Here is an 18,635-nt window from a genome sequence, read left to right as displayed (position 1 = left end):
TCAGGCCAGATACTGTTTTAATAAAGATGTAGTTGCTGTTGTTATGTTTTTAGGATCTCCTGAAAATAAGACATTTCCTCCGTATTTCCCGGATCCAGGTCCAAGTTCAATGATGTAGTCCGCATGTTTTAGGAGTTCGATATCATGATCAACATAGATGATCGAATGTCCTTGAGATGTCAAATCCCGTAATACCTTATATAACTTGTTCTTTTTATCTCTATCTAGGGATGAGGTGATTTCGTCTAGAAGAAATAGTGTACGTTTCTTAGGAGGCAGATAGAGGGTTTTCACTATCTTTATAGAAATTTTCTCACTTAGAGATAATGAAGCGAAGTTATGACCTAAGCTGAGATAGCCTAGACCCGCTTCTATCAAAGCACGAAGAGGAGTTTGGATATTCTTAAGGAAAGAAAACATTTTTACTACTTCTGTTATAGGGAGTTGCAGGAGTTTACCGAAATGGATTCCTTCATAGACGACCTCTTGAGTAAGAGGCTGAATGCGGAACCCTGAACATGTGTGGCAAATACGTTTTTCTAAGGCATAGAATGCACGATCAATAAGATGGTATCCTAATCCCAAACAATCTGAACATTGTCCTTGTTTTGTGTTAGTACTAAACATGCTGGGAGATAGATTTAGGGCTTGAGCTTGTGTAAGGGAAGAATAAAAATTCCTCAGGTGAGGAGCTACGTGGAAATACGTGCTGATATCAGAACGTTGTAAAGCTGATAAAGGATGAGAGTCTAGTAGGGAAACATGAGAAAAGTATGGAGAATTGCCTGTAGCAATGAGTTGCTGGGCTTGTTTATAAAATCCTTCTACTAATAAAGAAGTTTTTCCTGATCCTGATACTCCTGCAATAGCTACAATACTATTCATAGGAGCTTCTACATGGAGATTTTTGATATTATACACAGAAAGATCAATAGGGAAAGTCGCCGGTGTAGAAGAAGGAGAAGAAGGAAGGTATTCTATAGGCGTAGGTGGTTGATGTGTGATTAAATATCCTCCTTTAGGTCCAGATCCTGGACCTAAAGTAATTGTATGGTCAGCATGAAGTGTCGCTTCTGTACTACAATCGGAGGCAATTACTGTATTATGGTTGGAAACAAGTTCTTTAAGAAGATGAGCTAACAAAGAAAAATCATGAGGATGGAGTCCTGAGAGGGGATTTTCTAAAAGGTAAACAATACCTGTGAGATTAGTGGAGATTTTTTTTGCTAAATGGAGACGGTAATATTCCCCATCACTCAGAGTGTGTTGTTCCTGGCTTAGGGTAATATAACTTAACCCGACTTTATCAATATAGGATAGACAGTTATATAATTTCTGCAGTAGAGGCTGAGCTAGAGGATCTTTAATAGTGTCTAAGAATTTTCTCAAAAACTGCGTATCTTCTTGATAGATAGTAATGAGAGAAATAGTGTTGATGAGTACTTTTTGAGCATAGGTATGTATTCCCCATCCTTGGCAGGAAGGACATGTTTTTGAAGAAATCAGTGGATGAATTAGGGAGCATGAAGGGTATAGGTATAGTGTATCTATGAAAATTTTTTCTAGGTTGATGTCGTGGTTTTCATTAGAAAATAATTTCCTTTCCTCCGAAGGAGAAAGATCTTGAATTTTTTTATTTTTAGAAATTCCTATTGTTTTCAGTAGGTGGAGAACAGGTTCTGGAGAGCTTTCTGGGAAGAAAAGACAGAAGAGATCTATTGGAGTATATTTAAGGATTTTTTCTTTGTTCTCTAAAAATGAGAGTTTTTCTACTGTTCCTGATCCTAAGCATTGTTGACATTGGCCCTCTTTATGCTCTCGAGATAGATGTTTATGCGTGATATTGGGATAATGTATACCATTGCTATCTTGCCAGCCTAAAGTATAAGAGAGAGTTTCTATTTTTTGTAGAGAATGAATATGCAAGTACACTGTTGAAGATAAAGAAAGGGCTAGTGTTACTGAGGATAATAGTGAGGATTCATGACTTTTAGTGATTTTAGTGTGTTGAATTACAATAGCTGGGTCTTCAAGAATTGGGGGAAGAGGTTCTTCCAAATCATAATATGTATTGTTAGCAAATAGCTTTAAATATCCTTCTTTTTTCTTTGTTTTTATGGCGATGTCAATGTCATCATCTGGAGATAATGGAGAAGCAATTGTTACATAGGAATTTAAGTAATTCAGAAGCAGGTTATTAACAATTGTCTGAGGAGTAATTTTTATAAGTGCTTCTCCCGTTATCGGAGAATGGGGTTCTCCTAAAAGAGAAAAGAGTTTTTCTAAGTTTTTTGTGATTCCTAAGAAAGAAGCTAAGGAATGTCTTGAGTTTTTTCTAATTCCTGTTTTTTTTATAGCAACAACGGGAGATAACCCACGTACGCTTTTTACCAGAGGCAAGGGAGTTTGTTTAATTAATCCTTCTCGAATATAAGTAGGGAATAGTTCTGCATAAGTAATATTTCCTGCAGCATAGAGAATATCGAAAATTAAGGAATGTTTCCCCGATGCAGAAGGTCCTGAGATTACTGTAAAAGCATTGTAGGGAATAGAGACGTCGATATGTTTAAGATTATTATGATAGGCATCGCGGACGACAACTTCCCTAGGAAAAGAAGGAATAGGAAGAGTATGTAGATGTTCTGCAAAATGCAGAGTGTTTTTCATATAGGGACGTAAAGCTTCAGCTGTAGGGGTATCTAGTGCAATTAATTCTTCAGGTGGACAAGAAGCTAGTAAGTACCCCCCCGAGTTCTCCTCCCTCAGGGCCGAGTTCAATAACATGATCAGCAATTTTCACTATATGCATGTTATGCTCAATTAATATGACTGTGTGTCCTAAGTGGGTTAATGACAGCAGAACAGAAATCAAAGATTTGATGTCGTGAGTATGTAATCCTGTTGTAGGCTCATCAAGAATGTACAAGGTAGGCTTTTTACTATTAGAGAGCAATTCATAGGCAAGCTTGAGTCTTTGAATTTCCCCTCCCGATAAACTAGATAAAGGACGGCCTAGAGGGAGATGGTCAAGGCCTAAAGAACATAGAGCATGAATTTTTTCATGTATGCCAGGATGAGTAATGAAAAATTTTTCAGCTTCATATGCTGTCATTTCTAAAATATCTGCGATATTTTTCCCTTGATACTGAATTTCTAAAATTTGAGGTTGGAAGCGTTTTCCGTGGCATAAGTTACAAGCAATAGGAACGAGATCTTCTGATAGTGCTATAGATCCTAACCCTTGACATTCTGTACAAGAACCCAGTGGTAAATTGAAACTAAAATGGCCTTTAGTTAATCCAAGCCTCTTACTTTTAGTTTGTTGAGCAAAGAGATTTCTGAGATCATCAAATGCTTTAAGATATGTTAATGGAATAGAACGTTGTGAACGCCCGGGAAGATCACGAGTACTATGTACTATGCGTTCGATTTTTCCCCCAGATATTTTTAAGAAAGGAGAGAAATTCCCTTGTATGGCATTTTCAACTGCAGGAACTAGAGTATCGTTGATTAATGAAGATTTCCCAGACCCCGATACGCCTACAATAGCGGTTATTCTTTCTAAGGGTAGGGAAACTGTAATATCTTTTAAGTTATGTGTCGTTGCATGAGTCAAAGAGATGTATGCTTGTGATGGAGGACGTTTTTTAGGGATTTCTATATTTAGTTCTTGGCGAATATATTTTGCTGTTAGAGATTGGCAGGATTTCAGGAAGTCTTTAGGAGAACCATTGAATAATACTTCTCCTCCAAAAATTCCTGCTCCAGGTCCAATATCAATAATACGATCCACAAAGGAAATCATTTTCTCATCATGTTCTACCAAAAGGACAGTGTTCCCTTGATTTCGGAGTTTTTGAATCACATGAATGAGCTTATGAGTATCTCGAGGATGTAAACCTATGGAGGGTTCATCTAGGATATAAGTAATCCCCGATAATTCTGCTCCTAGATGTTTTACCAATATAGTACGTTCTTGTTCTCCTCCAGATAGTGAGGATAGCGTTCTATTTAGAGTAAGATAGGGAAGACCTAAATCTATAAGAAGAGAGAGACGACTCCGTAGACCATCTAAGATTTCTGAAATAGATTGCGATTCTTCTTGAATGGTGGAAAGAAAGGAAAAAATTTTATTTATAGGCATTTCTTGAAATTCTGGAAAAGTCTTGCCTTTCCATGTTGCTGCACAGGCATATTCTCCGATTCCACTTCCTTTACATTTTGGACAAGTCTGCAAGGAGGTTCCTTCAGGGAGATGTTCTTTAGCTTTTGTAGAGTAACGTACTTTTTCACCAATGTCATTCAAAATACCCTTCCAGAGTTTATGAGAAAGAACTTTTTTCCCTAGTGTAGAGTCAAAGAGACGTACAGGGAGAACAAGGTAGCCTTTACCATATAAGAATGCCTGTTGGATTTCTTTAGGGAGATCTTTCCAGGGGGTGTCTAAGCTAAAATTTAGGTAATTTGCAAGAGATTGGTAGAGGGCATTATAAAAATAAGTAGAGCAGTCTCCTGCTAACGAACAACAATTGTCACGAATGGATACATTTTGTTGAATAAGAGAAGGGTCATGAATAGTTACTAAGATTCCTGTCCCCTGACAAGATAAACAGCGACCTTGAATGCTGTGAGGAGAGAATGCTTGGGGAGTGAGAGGAGTATATACTTGTTGAGTTTCAGGAATATAAATTTGTGTAGAAAAAGTCTCTTCATGATCCGGAGTAGCTAAGTGGCACTGTCCTTCTCCTAAGTTAAGAGCGGCAAGGACACTGACTTTTAAACGTGCTTGATTTGTTTCATTTTTAATTAAAGTGTCTACAACAACATCAACAGAGGCTTCATAATCAAGAGGTTGGGAAAGAAATGAATATATAGGGGTAACCACATTTTGAATGCGAACTTTAGTATATCCTTGCCTTATACATTCTTGAATTGATGCTAAGCTTTTATCTTTTAGGGGAGCGAGTAAAGTAATTTGTGTATTATCAGGAATATTCTCTACAATTGAGAGTATTTTTTCTTTGCTCTGTAATTGAAGGGGTTTATTGGTATGAGGATCACGAGCTTCACCATCTAATGAGAATAGTAAGGCTAAATGTTGAGATAACTCAGTGACAGAACCTACAGTTGCATGTATATGATGAGAATATGGCTGTTGTTTAACAGCCATGGTAGGAGATAATCCAACCAAAGTGTCTACAGAAGGATCAGGAAGATTAGTCACTGTAGTCGCAAAAAAAGAGGGTAGCGTGGATACGTAATTCTTTCTTCCCGCAGCATAAATTGTGTCAAAAGCTAATGAAGATTTTCCAGACCCCGATACACCTGTAAGTAATATAATTTCTCCGTGGAAAAACTCTATAGAAATATTTTTTAAATTTCGAACAGTAATCCCAGAGATTAGTACAGGAAGATGTTTCATGATATTTGCATGACAGATTAGATAGAGATAAAGTTAGAGTATTAGTTTGATGTAATGAGAACTTTATAAAAAGAGAAAAAATCCTTATAGGACTTCATAATTTTCATAAAGAAAAGGAAATCAAGGATTTCAACATACAAATTAACATTAAATAGTGTACCCTATGTATTGTTTGCGCTATTCAGTATAGTTTTTTAGATAGATAAATTGTTTAATAAATACTTGTAAACTAAAACTTTAGAAGTTTGAGATCGGGAGTTAAAGAACACTATGATCATAAGAACAAAAATAATTTGTACTATAGGGCCAGCAACAAATACTCCTGAAATGCTTGAGAAGCTTTTAGATGCAGGTATGAATGTTGCTAGGTTGAATTTTAGTCATGGTAATCATGAAAGTCACGGAGAGACTATTCGTATTCTTAAAGAATTGAGAGAAAGAAAAGGTTCTCCTTTAGCTATTATGTTAGATACTAAAGGACCAGAAGTGCGTTTAGGAAATCTCCCCAAACCGATTAAGATTTCTTCTGGTCAAAAGATAACTTTAGTGAGCAAAGAAGTTGAGGGATCCTTAGAAGGAGGGATCACTTTACATCCTCATACTGTTTTCCCTTATATACGTGAGGGTGCTGAGGTACTAATAGATGATGGATACATCCAAGCTGTAGTTTCTTCGGTTCATGATGATTGCTTGGAATTAGAGTTTGTGAATTCAGGAGAACTAAAGTCTTATAAGTCATTGAGTATTCGTGGTATAGAGCTAGCTCTTCCTTTTATGACAGATCAGGATATCCATGATTTAAAATTCGGTGTTGAACAGGGTGTAGATTGTATAGCCGCTTCTTTTGTTCGTTGTGCCGAAGATATTGAAATTATGCGCAAATGCTTAGCAGATTATGGTCGTCCTGATATGCCGATTATTGCTAAAATTGAAAATCGTTTGGGAGTTGAGAATTTTCCTCAGATTGTTCGATGTTGCGATGGAATTATGGTCGCTCGTGGAGATCTGGGAATTGAGCTTTCCGTCGTAGAAGTTCCTAATCTACAGAAAATGATGACTAGAGTATCACGGGAAGCTGGTCGTTTTTGTATTACAGCCACCCAGATGCTAGAATCAATGATTCGTAATATGTTGCCTACGCGCGCTGAAGTTTCTGATATTGCTAATGCAATTTATGATGGGACATCAGCAGTTATGCTTTCAGGAGAGACCGCGTCAGGAAGTTATCCTATAGCTTCTGTAAAAATTATGCGTTCGGTAATACAAGAGACCGAAAAAAACTTAGATTACCCCTCATTGTCGCATCTTGATGATAGTCATAATGCTGTTAAGGTTTCTCCTTACCTGCAGGCAATTGGTGTATCGGGAATTCATATTGCTGATAAAGCTCAAGCCAAGGCAATTATCGTATATACAGAAACAGGAGGGTCACCAGTTTTTCTTTCAAAGTATCGTCCTCGTTTCCCCATTATTGCGGTTACTCCTAATCGTAATATATACCATCGCCTGGCTTTAGAGTGGGGAGTGTATCCTATGATTACTCAGGAGTCTGATCGTGCTGTGTGGAGATACCAGGCATGCGTTTATGGTATTGAGCGTGGAATAATATCGAATTACGATAAGGTTTTAGTATTAAGCCGCGGTGCTCAAATGAAGGATACAAATAACCTTATGTTGACCACAGTAAATGATATTTTTGCTTCTTCAAAATAAAATCTTAATAGTATGAATCCTAGGATGAGAAGCGGTATCTAACTTTCAAGCATCCTGAGGATAAGGAAGCCGTAATCAAAGCAGTAGCAAGTAAGATAGGGGTGAGTATATAGGCATTCATTCCACATAAAGAGCTGGGAACAGTAATCGTTCCTGTACAGATTAATATGAAGATTGTAATGGCTATGATTGCTAAGCACCCCAAAACTAATCCAAAGATTAAAGCTATAATGCGTTTGTTTTTTTGAGATTCTTCACAAAAACAAATACAGTGCAAACTATATTCAAATGTAGATGCTAAACATCCCGTTAAGCACATAAGAATACCCTGTTACTATAATACAAAGAAGCATTGTGTGATAAAGTATGAAAAATAAGAAATAAAAACTTCATAACTTTTATTTAGGGTTCTCTAAGAACATTGTGCAGTGCTTTGATTAAGGGGTCCTGAGGATGTATTAGTTTTTTTTCTAGTTTTTTATGAGTATAAATAGCTAGGGAACCTGTTGTTTTAAAATGTTGAAATATGGTTTTTGAAAGCCCGAAGAGATCGAAAACGGCATGGAAAACATTTGGGATAAGAATCAGCTGCTCAGGGGTATGAAATTGTTGAATAGTATATGATGGTGAAACATTTCCTAGTTGTTCAGGAGAAATTTGCTTAGGTACGGCAAGTGTAAGCTGTGCTCCTAAGTATAGCTCCGCCAAGTCATTAAGGAATTGCAAATGTCTATCTGTAATAAGATTAGGGAGAACTATAAGAATATAACTATAGGCGTATTTCTTTTTGATTTTATTATGGAGTTTTTTCTTCCACCTCTTATGCATCCACATCCACTGTTCTGGTTTACAAGCAATTCCTTTTTCTAAGAAATTCATTAGATTGTTCATGAGCAGAGATGTAGCTTCTTTGATCGGTAAGGATTTATCAGCATAAAACTTCTTACTAGGGATAATTTTATATCCTCCAGGCTGACGGTATACAGATATAGCCATAACTGGCTTTCCTGTTTTGTATGCTAATAGTGCGGGAGTTGTCGTTGTAAAGGCTTCATGACCAAATAGAGGATAGGCATAAGAAGATATAAGTAAAGCTTGGTCTCCCACAATGCCAATGATATGTCCTTGTTGGAGAGCCTGTAAAGCATAGTGAATCCCTTGTTTTGGCGAGATAATTTTCCCTTTAAAAATTTCTCGTAATGAGAAGATTTTCTTATTTAATCGGGCATTTTTTATAGGTTTTGCAAATGCTAATCCAGGAAAATCTCTAGTGATATAGAGAAATGGAAGTTCCCAATTCGCTTGATGACCACAAAAGAGAATAATTCCTTGATTGTTTGCTAATTCAGAAAATGTTTCTTCTAGTTCTTCTTTTGTAATTACTTCGTGACTAGAAAATCCTTCAGGTTGTGTGTCCGAAGTTGCTATAGAAATCAATTCATCTAGTTTATGGACTAAGCCCTCTACAGCTAGTAATTCTAATAAGGTGATCGTAACATGTTGAATAGATTGTTTTGCAAGTAAATGTTTTTCTAAAAATGGCTTATGCGGAAATGCTAGGGTAAGGTTAGTTAAGGCTGTTTTCCGGTAATCAGGAATGATATAAAAAATGATAGTACCTAATATTTTCCCTAAATAATGGAGTAGGGGAAGGGGAATAAATTTAAAGATATAAATGAAAAAAGACCCTAAAAAATAAACACAGGAATCAACAATTATTTTTTTTGCATAACGCAATCTATTGAACATTGTGATAACCAGACTAGGAAAAGATTACGTCTTCTAGAAGAATCTTCATTATAGAAATGCATTCCAGAGACAGTAGATCCCAGGCTACAATAGTGGGATTAAATTTTATAAGCAATTTTATTCCTTATCTTTCTTTTTTATGAAATTTGGTATTTTCAGTAATTTTTGAATGGATAATGACTTTATTGTGAGAAATCTCAGCAGATAAATGTAGTGGAGAACCGTCCTTACCAAATAAGGAGATTTTTCTTAGGTATTCCCGGAAGCGGTGTCGTATACCTGTTTCATCAATGAGAGAAAAATCATGAAGAATTCCATGTTCTTGGGCAATAATTGCTTTAACGAAAGTGTCTTCGAGTGTTTTTTCATCTATGAATTCTATAGCCCAATTCACCGAGTTGTTGTTATGTGGAGGAGCCATAACAATTGTTAAAGCAATGTTATTTTTTACTACATCTAAGAATAGCTTACTGACGTCTTTGACATACAATGGAATATTGATTTGGTAGATACCTTGGTTCAGAATGATTGGAGGAGAAGGCTCTAAATGATAGGCTAAAGGATTAAAGATATGACTGTATTTTACTGGGAAAAATAGTAAAACAGGGAGATTAAGGTTAAGAGGGATGAATTCTTGCTTCAGGAATAATAAACGTAAAAAATCCGCCTGTGGATCATTGAGTTGTTCATATGTACTCGTATTGCCAAAGGGAATGAGAATTTTCTTCCATTCTTGCGGAATAGGGAAGATGATTTCATCATGATTTCCTTGAGCAATACGATTTCTTTCTAGTTCTTCAAAGGAAACTTTATTTAGGTTAAAGGTAAGCTCTAGGCCTTGCTCCTTTAAGGCGTTAACATATTCTTTAGGTCCACTAACTTTCTGAACAAGATATTTAGGCCAGACATCAAGATATTCGTATCCCTTAGGAGGACTACCTACTGGAGTTGTAATTGTTACTGTGATGTCTTCAGTGATATATTGTGTCAAGCGAATGAAAATATCATCAGCAGACACACTTTGGATATCTCTGCGGATATTTGTTTCTCCGTCTAGGCTCACAAGATTGTATTTATCAATAGCAGCAATCCAACTTTCTGTATGTCCTGCAGCACTAATAACAACTTCTAAATTAGTGGGGCTTAAATCATGAACAATATTTTTATTTCCAGTAATAGTTAAGGAGACTTGTTTATCGAGCAAACCATTGTTTTTTAATCCTAATACTGTTTGTTCTGGAGAAAGATCAATGATACGTACGGAAATATTGTTTAATGTTCGGGTGACGGTTACTGTTTGTCCTACGAGAATCCAAATAATAATGGCAAACCCTAAAGAAACAATTTTTCTAAGCCAATTACGAATGAAAAAACGAGAAAAAAATCGATCATTTTTTCCATATCCACGAGCTAAAGGGTTTTTGTTTGTGTTCTTTAAGTGAGAGGATGCTTCTGAGTACAGCTTTGAACCTATCCATTTTGACCCCACGAGTTAAAATTCCATCTCGAGATAGTGAGACGTATCCATTTTCTTCAGATACAATAATGATTAATGCATCTGTACGTTGACTAGCACCTAAAGCAGCTCGATGACGTGTTCCCATGGAACGGGATAATTGTGTAGTATCGTGTGCTAAAGGTAGAACAACACGAGCATAGGCGATAGTTTCTCCTCGGAGGATAACAGCACCATCATGCAGAGGGGAGGAAGGTTCAAAAATAGTTTCCAAGAGCTCTTCTGAAAAATTGGCATTGATTTTTACTGAGGAAAAGCTGAGAAATTCATCGAAGGAATTCTTATTTTCAAGAACAACAAGTGCTCCAATTTGTCTTTCAGATAGCTGATAAATACAGGATGTTAGATGATCAATAAATTGATCTTGTAAATCAATAGCGAACCTCCTTCCATGAAAGCGAACACGAGATAAAGCCAGACGTATTTCTGGTTGGAAAATAATAAAAACTACAATAGCGGCTATATTGACAACATGCAGCATTAAACGTCTAATAATAGGAAAGTGAAGTTTATCTGCTAAAACGAATAGGAAAAGAAAAGCTAGTAAGCCAAAGACAACGTCCATGGCACGTGTTCCCCACAAGAACTTCAGAAGATAATTTAGAATCGCCCAAATGAGAATGATTTCTAGTAAGGGCGTTGTATAGTAAGTGATATCTATGGGCATAACTTTACTAGTTTTCTAGAAATGGAATACTCAATTGAGATTCTCACCATTACAGGCAAGCAAATGCTTTCTAGGAGGATAATACAACACTGTAGCACATAAAAGAGTTAACATCAAAGCATTTTATAGTTGCAATAGTTTGCTATATGCTTCACATTACAGGTTTTTTATTTATTCTTGATTTTCTGGCGGTCTTATGGATGCATTAATGTTGTCTAGAATACAATTTGGTTTATTTATTTCGTTTCACTACCTATTTGTTCCTTTGAGCATGGGGATTAGTATGATGCTTGTAGTCATGGGAGGATTATACCTCGTTACGAAGAAGAATATTTATAAACAAATGACTTGGTTCTGGACAGATATATTTGCATTGACATTTGTCGTAGGTGTTGTTACAGGAATCATGCAAATTTTTTCTTTTGGTTCTAACTGGTCTAGATTTTCAGAGTATACGGGAAATATTTTTGGAACACTTCTAGGTAGTGAAGGCATTTTTGCGTTTTTCTTAGAATCAGGATTTTTAGGGGTTTTATTATTCGGGCGTCATAAAGTATCTAAAAATATGTATTTTTTTGCTACGTGTATGGTAGCTTTGGGTGCTCATATGAGTGCCTTTTGGATCGTGTGTGCGAATTCATGGATGCAAACGCCATCAGGTTATTCTTTAGTCATGCAGGGTGGTCAGCTTATTCCTAGTTTATCTTCTTTTCGGGAAGTTGTTTTCTCTCCTTCTAGTATATCGCGCTTTATTCATGTTGTCTTGGGAACGTGGTTATCTGGGATTTTTCTTGTCATTAGTGTGAGTGCATTTTATTTACGTAAGAAGCGTAACGAAATATTTGCTCATCAGGGGATAAAATTAGGAGCTATTTTAGGAATAGTAGTATTGATTTTACAACTTTGGTCCGCAGATGTTTCTGCTCGTGGAGTAGCTAGAAATCAACCCGCGAAATTAGCTGCTTTTGAAGGAATATTCAAAACAGAAGAATATACTCCTATCTATTTGTTTGGGGTTGTAGATGTTAAGAATCAGAAGGTATTTGGTTTACGTATTCCAGGTGCTTTATCATTCTTGGTTCATAGAAATATCAAGACTCCTGTTACTGGTTTAGACCAGATTCCTAGAGAAGAATGGCCTAATGTTGCTATTGTTTTTCAGTTATATCATCTTATGGTAATGCTATGGGGAGTCATGGTGATTTTAGCATGTGTTGCTTGGTGTGTTTATAAAAATCAACGTTGGGCTATGAAATCTTGGATTTTATTCATACTTTCTCTTTCTATTTTCTGCCCCGAAATATGCAATGAAGTGGGTTGGTGTGCTACTGAAATAGGAAGACAACCTTGGGTTGTTTATGGTTTATTAAAAACAAAAGATGCTGTTTCTCCTATTATCCAGAAAGGACAAGTTATTCAATCTTTAGCTTTATTTAGCCTAGTATTCATTTTCCTATTGTCTCTATTTATTTTTCTTTTATGTCAAAAGATACAACGGGGACCAGATCAAAATGGTTTTAATGAGGTGGAAATATAATTATGGAATTTTCTTGGTCTTTAATTTTACCTATTGCTTGGTATGCCATACTTACAGTAGCAGTGTTTGCTTATTCTTTAGGTGATGGTTTTGATTTAGGAATGAGCACAATTTATTTTATTTCTCGTAATGATGAAGAGAGACGGTATCTATTGAACTCTATAGGTCCTGTTTGGGACGGTAATGAAGTATGGCTTATCATTATTTTTGGGGGGCTTTTTGCTGGTTTTCCCTCAGCATATGCTATGTTATTATCAATCTTTTACATGCCTGTATGGATTCTAGTAATGTTATATATTTTCCGAGGATGTTCTTTAGAATTCCGTAGCAAAACAGAGTCTGAAAAGTGGAGAGGTTTTTGGGATATTCTATTTTGTGGTTCAGGGTTATTGATTAGTTTTTTCCTAGGAGTATTTGTAGGTAACATGATTTTAGGTTTACCCTTAGCTTCAACTACTCCTTATGCTTCTTTATCCTGGATTCTTTTTTCCCGTCCTTATGCTTTATTATGTGGTTTGCTTGTTACTAGTGCGTTTGCTATTCATGCAATTACTTTCGCATTAATGAAGGTTTCTGGAGATCTACAAAATCGTGTGGTTAAACGTTTTCCTTATTTTTTATCAGCTTTTCTTGTTGTATACTTATTGTTAGGTATCGCATCTATTTTAATGATTCCTCAAACGAGGGAATTTTCTTTCTCCATAGGTAATTTCCCAGGAGTTCCTACGTATCCTTTATTAATTCTTTTCATGTCGATGACCCTAGGTGGTTGTTGTGCAATCAAGACGTGTATAACTAAGCAACGTTATGGATGTGCTTTTCTTTATTCCTCATTCAACTTGCTGATATTGATTCTATCTGTGGTAGCAATTCTTTTCCCCAATCTTTTATTTTCAACTGTAGACCCAGAGAATAGTTATACTATTTATAATGCTGCAGCTAGTACAAAGACTTTACAGACATTGCTCATTATTATGCTTATCGGTTTACCTTTGATTATTAGTTATAGTGTTTATATTTATCGTGTTTTTCGAGGTAAAACAGATTTTCCTTCAGTGTATTAAATAGATGATTGCTCAGGAGGAATTGTGAAGGAGTTAAAAAAGTACTATAGGCTGTTCTAGGCCCATAAGTCTTAGCTTAGCAGGATGAAAATACGAGTACACGTTTTTTGACAACTCTGACAAGAACCTAAGCAATCTCTTTAATGCTAATTACGTAATAAGCAGGAAAAGCAAAATGATTGTTAGGACGAGGGAGGCATTCTATAGAAACACGTTTACCTATCCATTTTTCTAGATCGATTTTTGTAGCATAAACAAAGGCAAGTGTATTCTCTTTATCCTTGAGTAGATAATCGCCGGGGTTGTTTTTCACAACATGAGGATAAATATCAATCTCTCCGATTAGAATTTGTTTTTCTTTTGTTCTTCTTCATAAAATGCTTCTAGAGTTAATTTTTTTGAGTTCCCTTGTGGTTGCATATCTGCCCAAACCTTAAACAGAGAATGCTCAAGGCTTTCTCGACCTTGTACTTTAGGAGAAGTTTTAATCCTAGCTTGCTTACGAATATGTTGAGATAATAAAGATTGCGTAGGAGAGTTAGATTTTTCTAGTGTATGAAAACTTTCAGAAGTTCCTGTAGGCTGCTTAACTCCTGGATTTTTATTTTGATTTGATAGGGATTTAGAGAGATAGGTATCTTGGATTTCTTCTAGAGCTTTTTGTATAAGAGGTTGTAGACCAGGGATATTGCTGAATTCTTCTGATTGTACAAGATTAATTTTTTTATAAATCGATTCAAGATCAATAGCGTCTAAGTTTTTTTGAAGTTCTTCCTGAGCAAATTTCATCGCGGATTCCAAGAGATCTAAGGCAATTTTCTTCTGCCCTTCTCTATGTTTATAAAGATCAATGGATCCTTTATTAGTGACAAAATTCTTAGCGACGTAGAAGGAACATTGGTCGGGAAGAACGATTTCCAACCATTTTCCTTGAGATTGATTTGGAGTAACTTGAATTTCAGTCCCTCGAGATAGGCGAGCTAAAACTGGCGCAGACGTTGAAGGTTCTAGGCGAACATTAACTTGTTCACCTTCAATAGCGTTATCTAATACAAATGTTCGAAATACATAACCTTTTAGCCCTTCAGGCGCCGATACTACATAATAGTCTTTGCTTTCCCCAGTAACAGCTACGAAATCTCCTTTAGATAGTTCTTTAATGATGGAACTATCGACATGAGGCGCTAGGCGTAGACGTACACGATCTCCCTTGATTTCTCCTGTGAATGGAGTAAAAGCCGATGTTTCTATTTGTTGCTGGCCTGACATTTTTGGGGTACTAGCTGCATATGCAACTGATACGCCACCTCCTGTGCTTAAGACCGATAAAAGCATAGAAATCGTTAGAATTCGCATGCTTTACTCCTACAATGCGTTCACAAAATCAGTACAAAGGCAAAACTTGAGTACTATCCCTTGAAAAGAGAATTATATCGACTATAGTGAAAAAGTCAATTATCTTACCATACAGTTATTCACACAGTATCTTAAGTATAGAGAACTGCTTTGACGTGTTCACAATTTAGTTGGCCACACGTACATCCTATGGGTGTACCTAAATAGACACTGAATTGCTCATTGGGATCTAAGGGGTTGGTCACGACATATAATTTGTTACCACTTTGACTAATATCCCATGTACGGAAAGAAAGATCTTTTTCTGAAACAGGAGCCTCTTCCTCTTCTTCGATTACTCTACCAATTTGACAATGCATGCAGTTGCAATGAGGTTCTGGTTTAGGGAGGAGAGAGGGATTGTTTCCTATAAGAGTTCGAATAACAGTAACCATTTTTTCTAGGATATCTGTAGGGGCGTCGGGATGATCTTTATGCTCTGGATTATGCTGTAAGATCATTTCTATAGGATTTGCTCCAAAGAGTGGAGACATTAAGCTTTTTGGTGAAAATACGTGGATATCAGCATCTTTAGATATTTGCTGAAGAACATTCATTAATACACTTAGTTTATCCTCTTCGCGTCCACTTTCTTCTCGATGCGTTTGCGAGGATTCAAGATAAAGCAAGTGTTCTTGGAACGCAATATCGATAATTGCTTGATCTAAGTTGGGAATAGAAACTACTTTACCATCAATTAGATGGAGCTTTAAGGTTGCTTGATCCTTGACTTCTCCTTCTTGAGATTCAATAAAGGCTATTTGATTCCAGCGTGCAGAGATATAGGGGGGGATGCAAATGAGTTGTGCATTAATTTTCACTTTCATAGCGCCTCAGTGATAACTTTTTATTATCTTTGCTAAACGCCATTGTAGGAAAGCGATGTTTTTTTGACAATCAAATTAGCAGTTGATAGCGTTGAATGCTAATTTTTAACTTAACTCCTTAACGGTGTTTAGAAGGAATAAGGATAGCATTTTTTTATTTGGAATTATATAAAAAGGTCGAGAAGTTTCTAATAAATTTTTGTCAGTGGAATAACCTAGCTCAGCACCCACTTTTGTACATAGTATCTTGTGTAACTACAATAGATATTTACTTAGTCATAGTAAATGAATAAATAACTTTTTCGTCTCTTTAAGGAGTGAGTAGAAAAATGAATAAAACTATGGTGATTGATACGAGTGTATTCATTTATGATCCCGAAGCTTTATCTTCTTTTGAAGATACACGTATCATTGTTCCTTTTACTGTTATTGAGGAATTAGAGGGATGTGCTAAATTTCGTGATGAATCATCGAAAAATGCTGCTCGTGCTTTAAGTAATATTCGTTTGCTTCTAGAGAGAGCTGGAAACCATACGGATAGTATTACTCTACCTAATGGTAGTGAGTTACATATAGAAGTATCTTCAATAATCAATCTGCCTGATGAAGAAAAACGTCGAAAACTACTGACCTTAGAATTATTACAAATTATTGCGCAGCGCGAGCCAATGATTTTTGTAACTAAAAGTTTGAGTCGACGTGTGCGTGCAGAAGCCTTGGGAATCGAAGCTAGAGATTATGAGAATAAAAGATTTTCCTTTCGTTCATTATATCGTGGATATAGGGAGATACAGGTATCTGTATCAGAGATAGAAAGTTTTTATACTCAAGGATATTTAGATCTACATCAGGAAATCCTTCCTTCGCCCAATGAGTACTTCTTTCTCTCTAGTGAAGGAAACTATTTCGCTTTAGGTCGATATTCAGAACAAGAAAAACACATAATTGCCTTAAAAAACCTTCCTCAGAAGATCTGGGGGATTCAACCATTAAATACAGAACAAAAATGTGCTTTAGATCTCCTTTTGTGCGATGATGTTAAGTTAGTTTCTTTAATGGGGCAAGCAGGATCTGGGAAAACAGTTTTAGCATTAGCTGCTGCTATGTATCAAGTATTTGATAAGGGAAATTACAATAAGTTGTTGATCAGTCGTCCTATTGTCCCTATGGGGAAAGATATCGGTTTTCTTCCAGGATTAAAAGAAGAGAAGCTTTTACATTGGATGCAGCCCATCTATGATAATATGGAATTCCTTTTCAATATTCATGGTATGGGAGATTTTTCAGAAGTTTTACATTCTTTGATGGAAGCAAAAAAATTAGAAATGGAAGCATTGACTTATATTCGTGGAAGGTCTTTACCTAGGGTTTTTATGATTATTGATGAAGCACAGAATCTTACTCCTCATGAGATTAAGACAATCATTTCTCGTGCAGGGAAAGGAACTAAGATTGTGCTAACAGGAGATCCCACGCAAATCGATAGTCCCTATTTTGATGAAAATTCTAATGGCCTCACCTATTTAGTGGGTAAGTTTCATCATCTCTCTTTATATGGTCATATGTTTATGACAAAAACAGAGCGTTCAGAGCTTGCAGCAGCAGCAGCAGCAATTTTGTAATAGAATATTATCACTATTTAGCTGATCAAATCGATAATTTCCTCTTGAGGAGATTTTGTTGAAATCTGAACAAAAGGTGTTTTTATTGCTTACAGTAAGATAAAAAAATCGTATTACTCTAATTACAACATGGAAAATAACAAATAAGCTTTTAATTCCCAAAAGTTCTAACCATGCATTTCTTCGAATTGAGGCTATAGCAGAGTTCATTTCTAAACAAGGAGAAAGAGAACAGATTTTGCTTATTCCTACCCGGATTTCCAAACTCTCTTCAAGAGAGGAAATCCTTAGAAGAGTTCGGAAGCCTATATAAGTACTAAATAGCGGCAAGTAACTTAAGAATTTTTCACAACATGATCGATGCAAAGGATTTTGAATAACAGTAGGTATCTTTTCAATTAGATGTACGGGATATCCTTCAGGAGTATGGTGATGATAAAATTGTATTATCTGTTGAGATGTGATGTTCATTTCCGCAAGTTAAGTTATTTTTATAATGGATCAACCTAACACATAATGAGGTTTCTGAATAGACATCGCCTGTGAAAATAGGAACAGTGTGTCTGTGTTATATTTTAGCCAATGAATGATAGTGATCAATAAAAGATACAAAACATATATGGAGGTGGAGAGACTCGAACTCTCGTCCTTAGTAAACTCCCTGTTAACGTCTACATGCTTAGTCCCTAGTAATATTACATTGAACTCCCTTAGCTAAGAACGTCTATAGAAGTCAATGACTCTCAAAAATCTCGAATATACTCCTTTGAGAATTAGAAGGAATAAATTCAAACCAGATGTATGACGGTGTCTCTCTAGACTCTGGTCGATCCAAAGAGCACCGGGTTATCTAAATTAGATAACAACTTTTGCTAATTACGCAGCTAATCTTTCTCCAGTAAGATCAGAGAAGCTGATAATTTCGCATTCAGCCTTAGGTTCGGCATTTATTGTTTTGTCGGCTTTTTAGGAGGCCAGCCAACGCCCTCCGCATGCAATTAACACTTCATTTCTAAGTCGAAACCTATACACCCCCAGGGATAAATTTTAAGTTTTTTATTTCTTTTCTGCAATCTTAGTATCTCTCTGTTTACCATTTTGTCAATAGAATGAGATTTTTTTA

General features: G+C 36.1%; 9 protein-coding genes, 1 other RNA gene and 2 pseudogenes. 4 read left to right on the top strand and 8 right to left on the bottom strand.

Going from position 1 to position 18,635, the window contains the following annotated elements:
• Positions 1–5,422 (bottom strand): annotated as a pseudogene (gene uvrA, locus RT28_RS02165) (excinuclease ABC subunit UvrA).
• 270 nt (positions 5,423–5,692) lie between these two features.
• On the opposite strand from uvrA, the gene pyk reads away from it, so the two are divergent.
• The gene (gene pyk / locus RT28_RS02160) at positions 5,693–7,135 is read left to right on the top strand and encodes a pyruvate kinase (RefSeq protein ID WP_038500598.1); all 1,443 of its coding nucleotides are present in this window, start codon (positions 5,693–5,695) and stop codon (positions 7,133–7,135) included.
• 19 nt (positions 7,136–7,154) lie between these two features.
• Here pyk and RT28_RS02155 read toward each other — a convergent pair whose 3' ends face one another.
• The 4 genes from RT28_RS02155 to cdaA all read right to left on the bottom strand — a co-directional run bounded on the left by RT28_RS02155 (position 7,155) and on the right by cdaA (position 11,067).
• Complete coding sequence (locus RT28_RS02155; protein WP_038500595.1) at positions 7,155–7,454, bottom strand: hypothetical protein; 300 nt, start codon at positions 7,452–7,454, stop codon at positions 7,155–7,157.
• 83 nt (positions 7,455–7,537) lie between these two features.
• Complete coding sequence (locus RT28_RS02150) at positions 7,538–8,884, bottom strand: LpxL/LpxP family acyltransferase (protein WP_038500592.1); 1,347 nt, start codon at positions 8,882–8,884, stop codon at positions 7,538–7,540.
• Between the two features lie 124 nt (positions 8,885–9,008).
• Positions 9,009–10,250, bottom strand: a complete 1,242-nt coding sequence (locus RT28_RS02145; RefSeq protein WP_166484591.1) for a YbbR-like domain-containing protein — start codon at positions 10,248–10,250, stop codon at positions 9,009–9,011.
• A gap of 22 nt (positions 10,251–10,272) precedes the next feature.
• Complete coding sequence (gene cdaA, locus RT28_RS02140; protein WP_020356343.1) at positions 10,273–11,067, bottom strand: diadenylate cyclase CdaA; 795 nt, start codon at positions 11,065–11,067, stop codon at positions 10,273–10,275.
• 196 nt (positions 11,068–11,263) lie between these two features.
• On the opposite strand from cdaA, the gene RT28_RS02135 reads away from it, so the two are divergent.
• Together RT28_RS02135 and cydB are read left to right on the top strand one after the other, a co-directional pair.
• The gene (locus RT28_RS02135) at positions 11,264–12,604 is read left to right on the top strand and encodes a cytochrome ubiquinol oxidase subunit I (RefSeq protein WP_038500589.1); all 1,341 of its coding nucleotides are present in this window, start codon (positions 11,264–11,266) and stop codon (positions 12,602–12,604) included.
• Positions 12,605–12,606: 2 nt separating this feature from the next.
• Positions 12,607–13,668 carry a cytochrome d ubiquinol oxidase subunit II gene (cydB, locus tag RT28_RS02130; protein ID WP_038500585.1) on the top strand — a complete coding sequence of 354 codons (1,062 nt, stop codon included), beginning with the start codon at positions 12,607–12,609 and terminating at the stop codon, positions 13,666–13,668.
• Between the two features lie 127 nt (positions 13,669–13,795).
• Here cydB and RT28_RS02125 read toward each other — a convergent pair.
• A pseudogene (locus RT28_RS02125) lies at positions 13,796–14,937 on the bottom strand (SH3 domain-containing protein).
• Positions 14,938–15,155: 218 nt separating this feature from the next.
• Positions 15,156–15,890 (bottom strand): hypothetical protein, encoded by a 735-nt coding sequence (locus RT28_RS02120; protein ID WP_038500582.1) that lies wholly within the window; start codon positions 15,888–15,890, stop codon positions 15,156–15,158.
• Positions 15,891–16,219: 329 nt separating this feature from the next.
• Here RT28_RS02120 and RT28_RS02115 point away from each other — a divergent pair, with 329 nt between their 5' ends.
• Positions 16,220–17,512 (top strand): PhoH family protein, encoded by a 1,293-nt coding sequence (locus RT28_RS02115; protein WP_038500579.1) that lies wholly within the window; start codon positions 16,220–16,222, stop codon positions 17,510–17,512.
• Positions 17,513–18,129: 617 nt separating this feature from the next.
• On the opposite strand, the gene ssrA is transcribed toward RT28_RS02115, so the two are convergent.
• Positions 18,130–18,548: a transfer-messenger RNA gene (ssrA, locus tag RT28_RS04830) on the bottom strand.
• Positions 18,549–18,635: the final 87 nt, after the last annotated feature.

Origin of the sequence: Chlamydia avium 10DC88 (assembly GCF_000583875.1) — a bacterium.
GTDB lineage: Bacteria > Chlamydiota > Chlamydiia > Chlamydiales > Chlamydiaceae > Chlamydia > Chlamydia avium.
The sequence above is the reverse complement of the archived record's forward strand: the minus strand, read 5'-3'. Positions and strand labels throughout refer to the sequence as shown.

Coding starts and splice junctions, on each gene's coding strand:
- pyk (WP_038500598.1), top strand. CDS start 5,693: ATGATCATAAGAACAAAAATAATTTGTACTATAGGGCCAGCAACAAAT.
- RT28_RS02155 (WP_038500595.1), bottom strand. CDS start 7,454: ATGTGCTTAACGGGATGTTTAGCATCTACATTTGAATATAGTTTGCAC.
- RT28_RS02150 (WP_038500592.1), bottom strand. CDS start 8,884: ATGTTCAATAGATTGCGTTATGCAAAAAAAATAATTGTTGATTCCTGT.
- cdaA (WP_020356343.1), bottom strand. CDS start 11,067: ATGCCCATAGATATCACTTACTATACAACGCCCTTACTAGAAATCATT.
- RT28_RS02135 (WP_038500589.1), top strand. CDS start 11,264: ATGGATGCATTAATGTTGTCTAGAATACAATTTGGTTTATTTATTTCG.
- cydB (WP_038500585.1), top strand. CDS start 12,607: ATGGAATTTTCTTGGTCTTTAATTTTACCTATTGCTTGGTATGCCATA.
- RT28_RS02120 (WP_038500582.1), bottom strand. CDS start 15,890: ATGAAAGTGAAAATTAATGCACAACTCATTTGCATCCCCCCCTATATC.
- RT28_RS02115 (WP_038500579.1), top strand. CDS start 16,220: ATGAATAAAACTATGGTGATTGATACGAGTGTATTCATTTATGATCCC.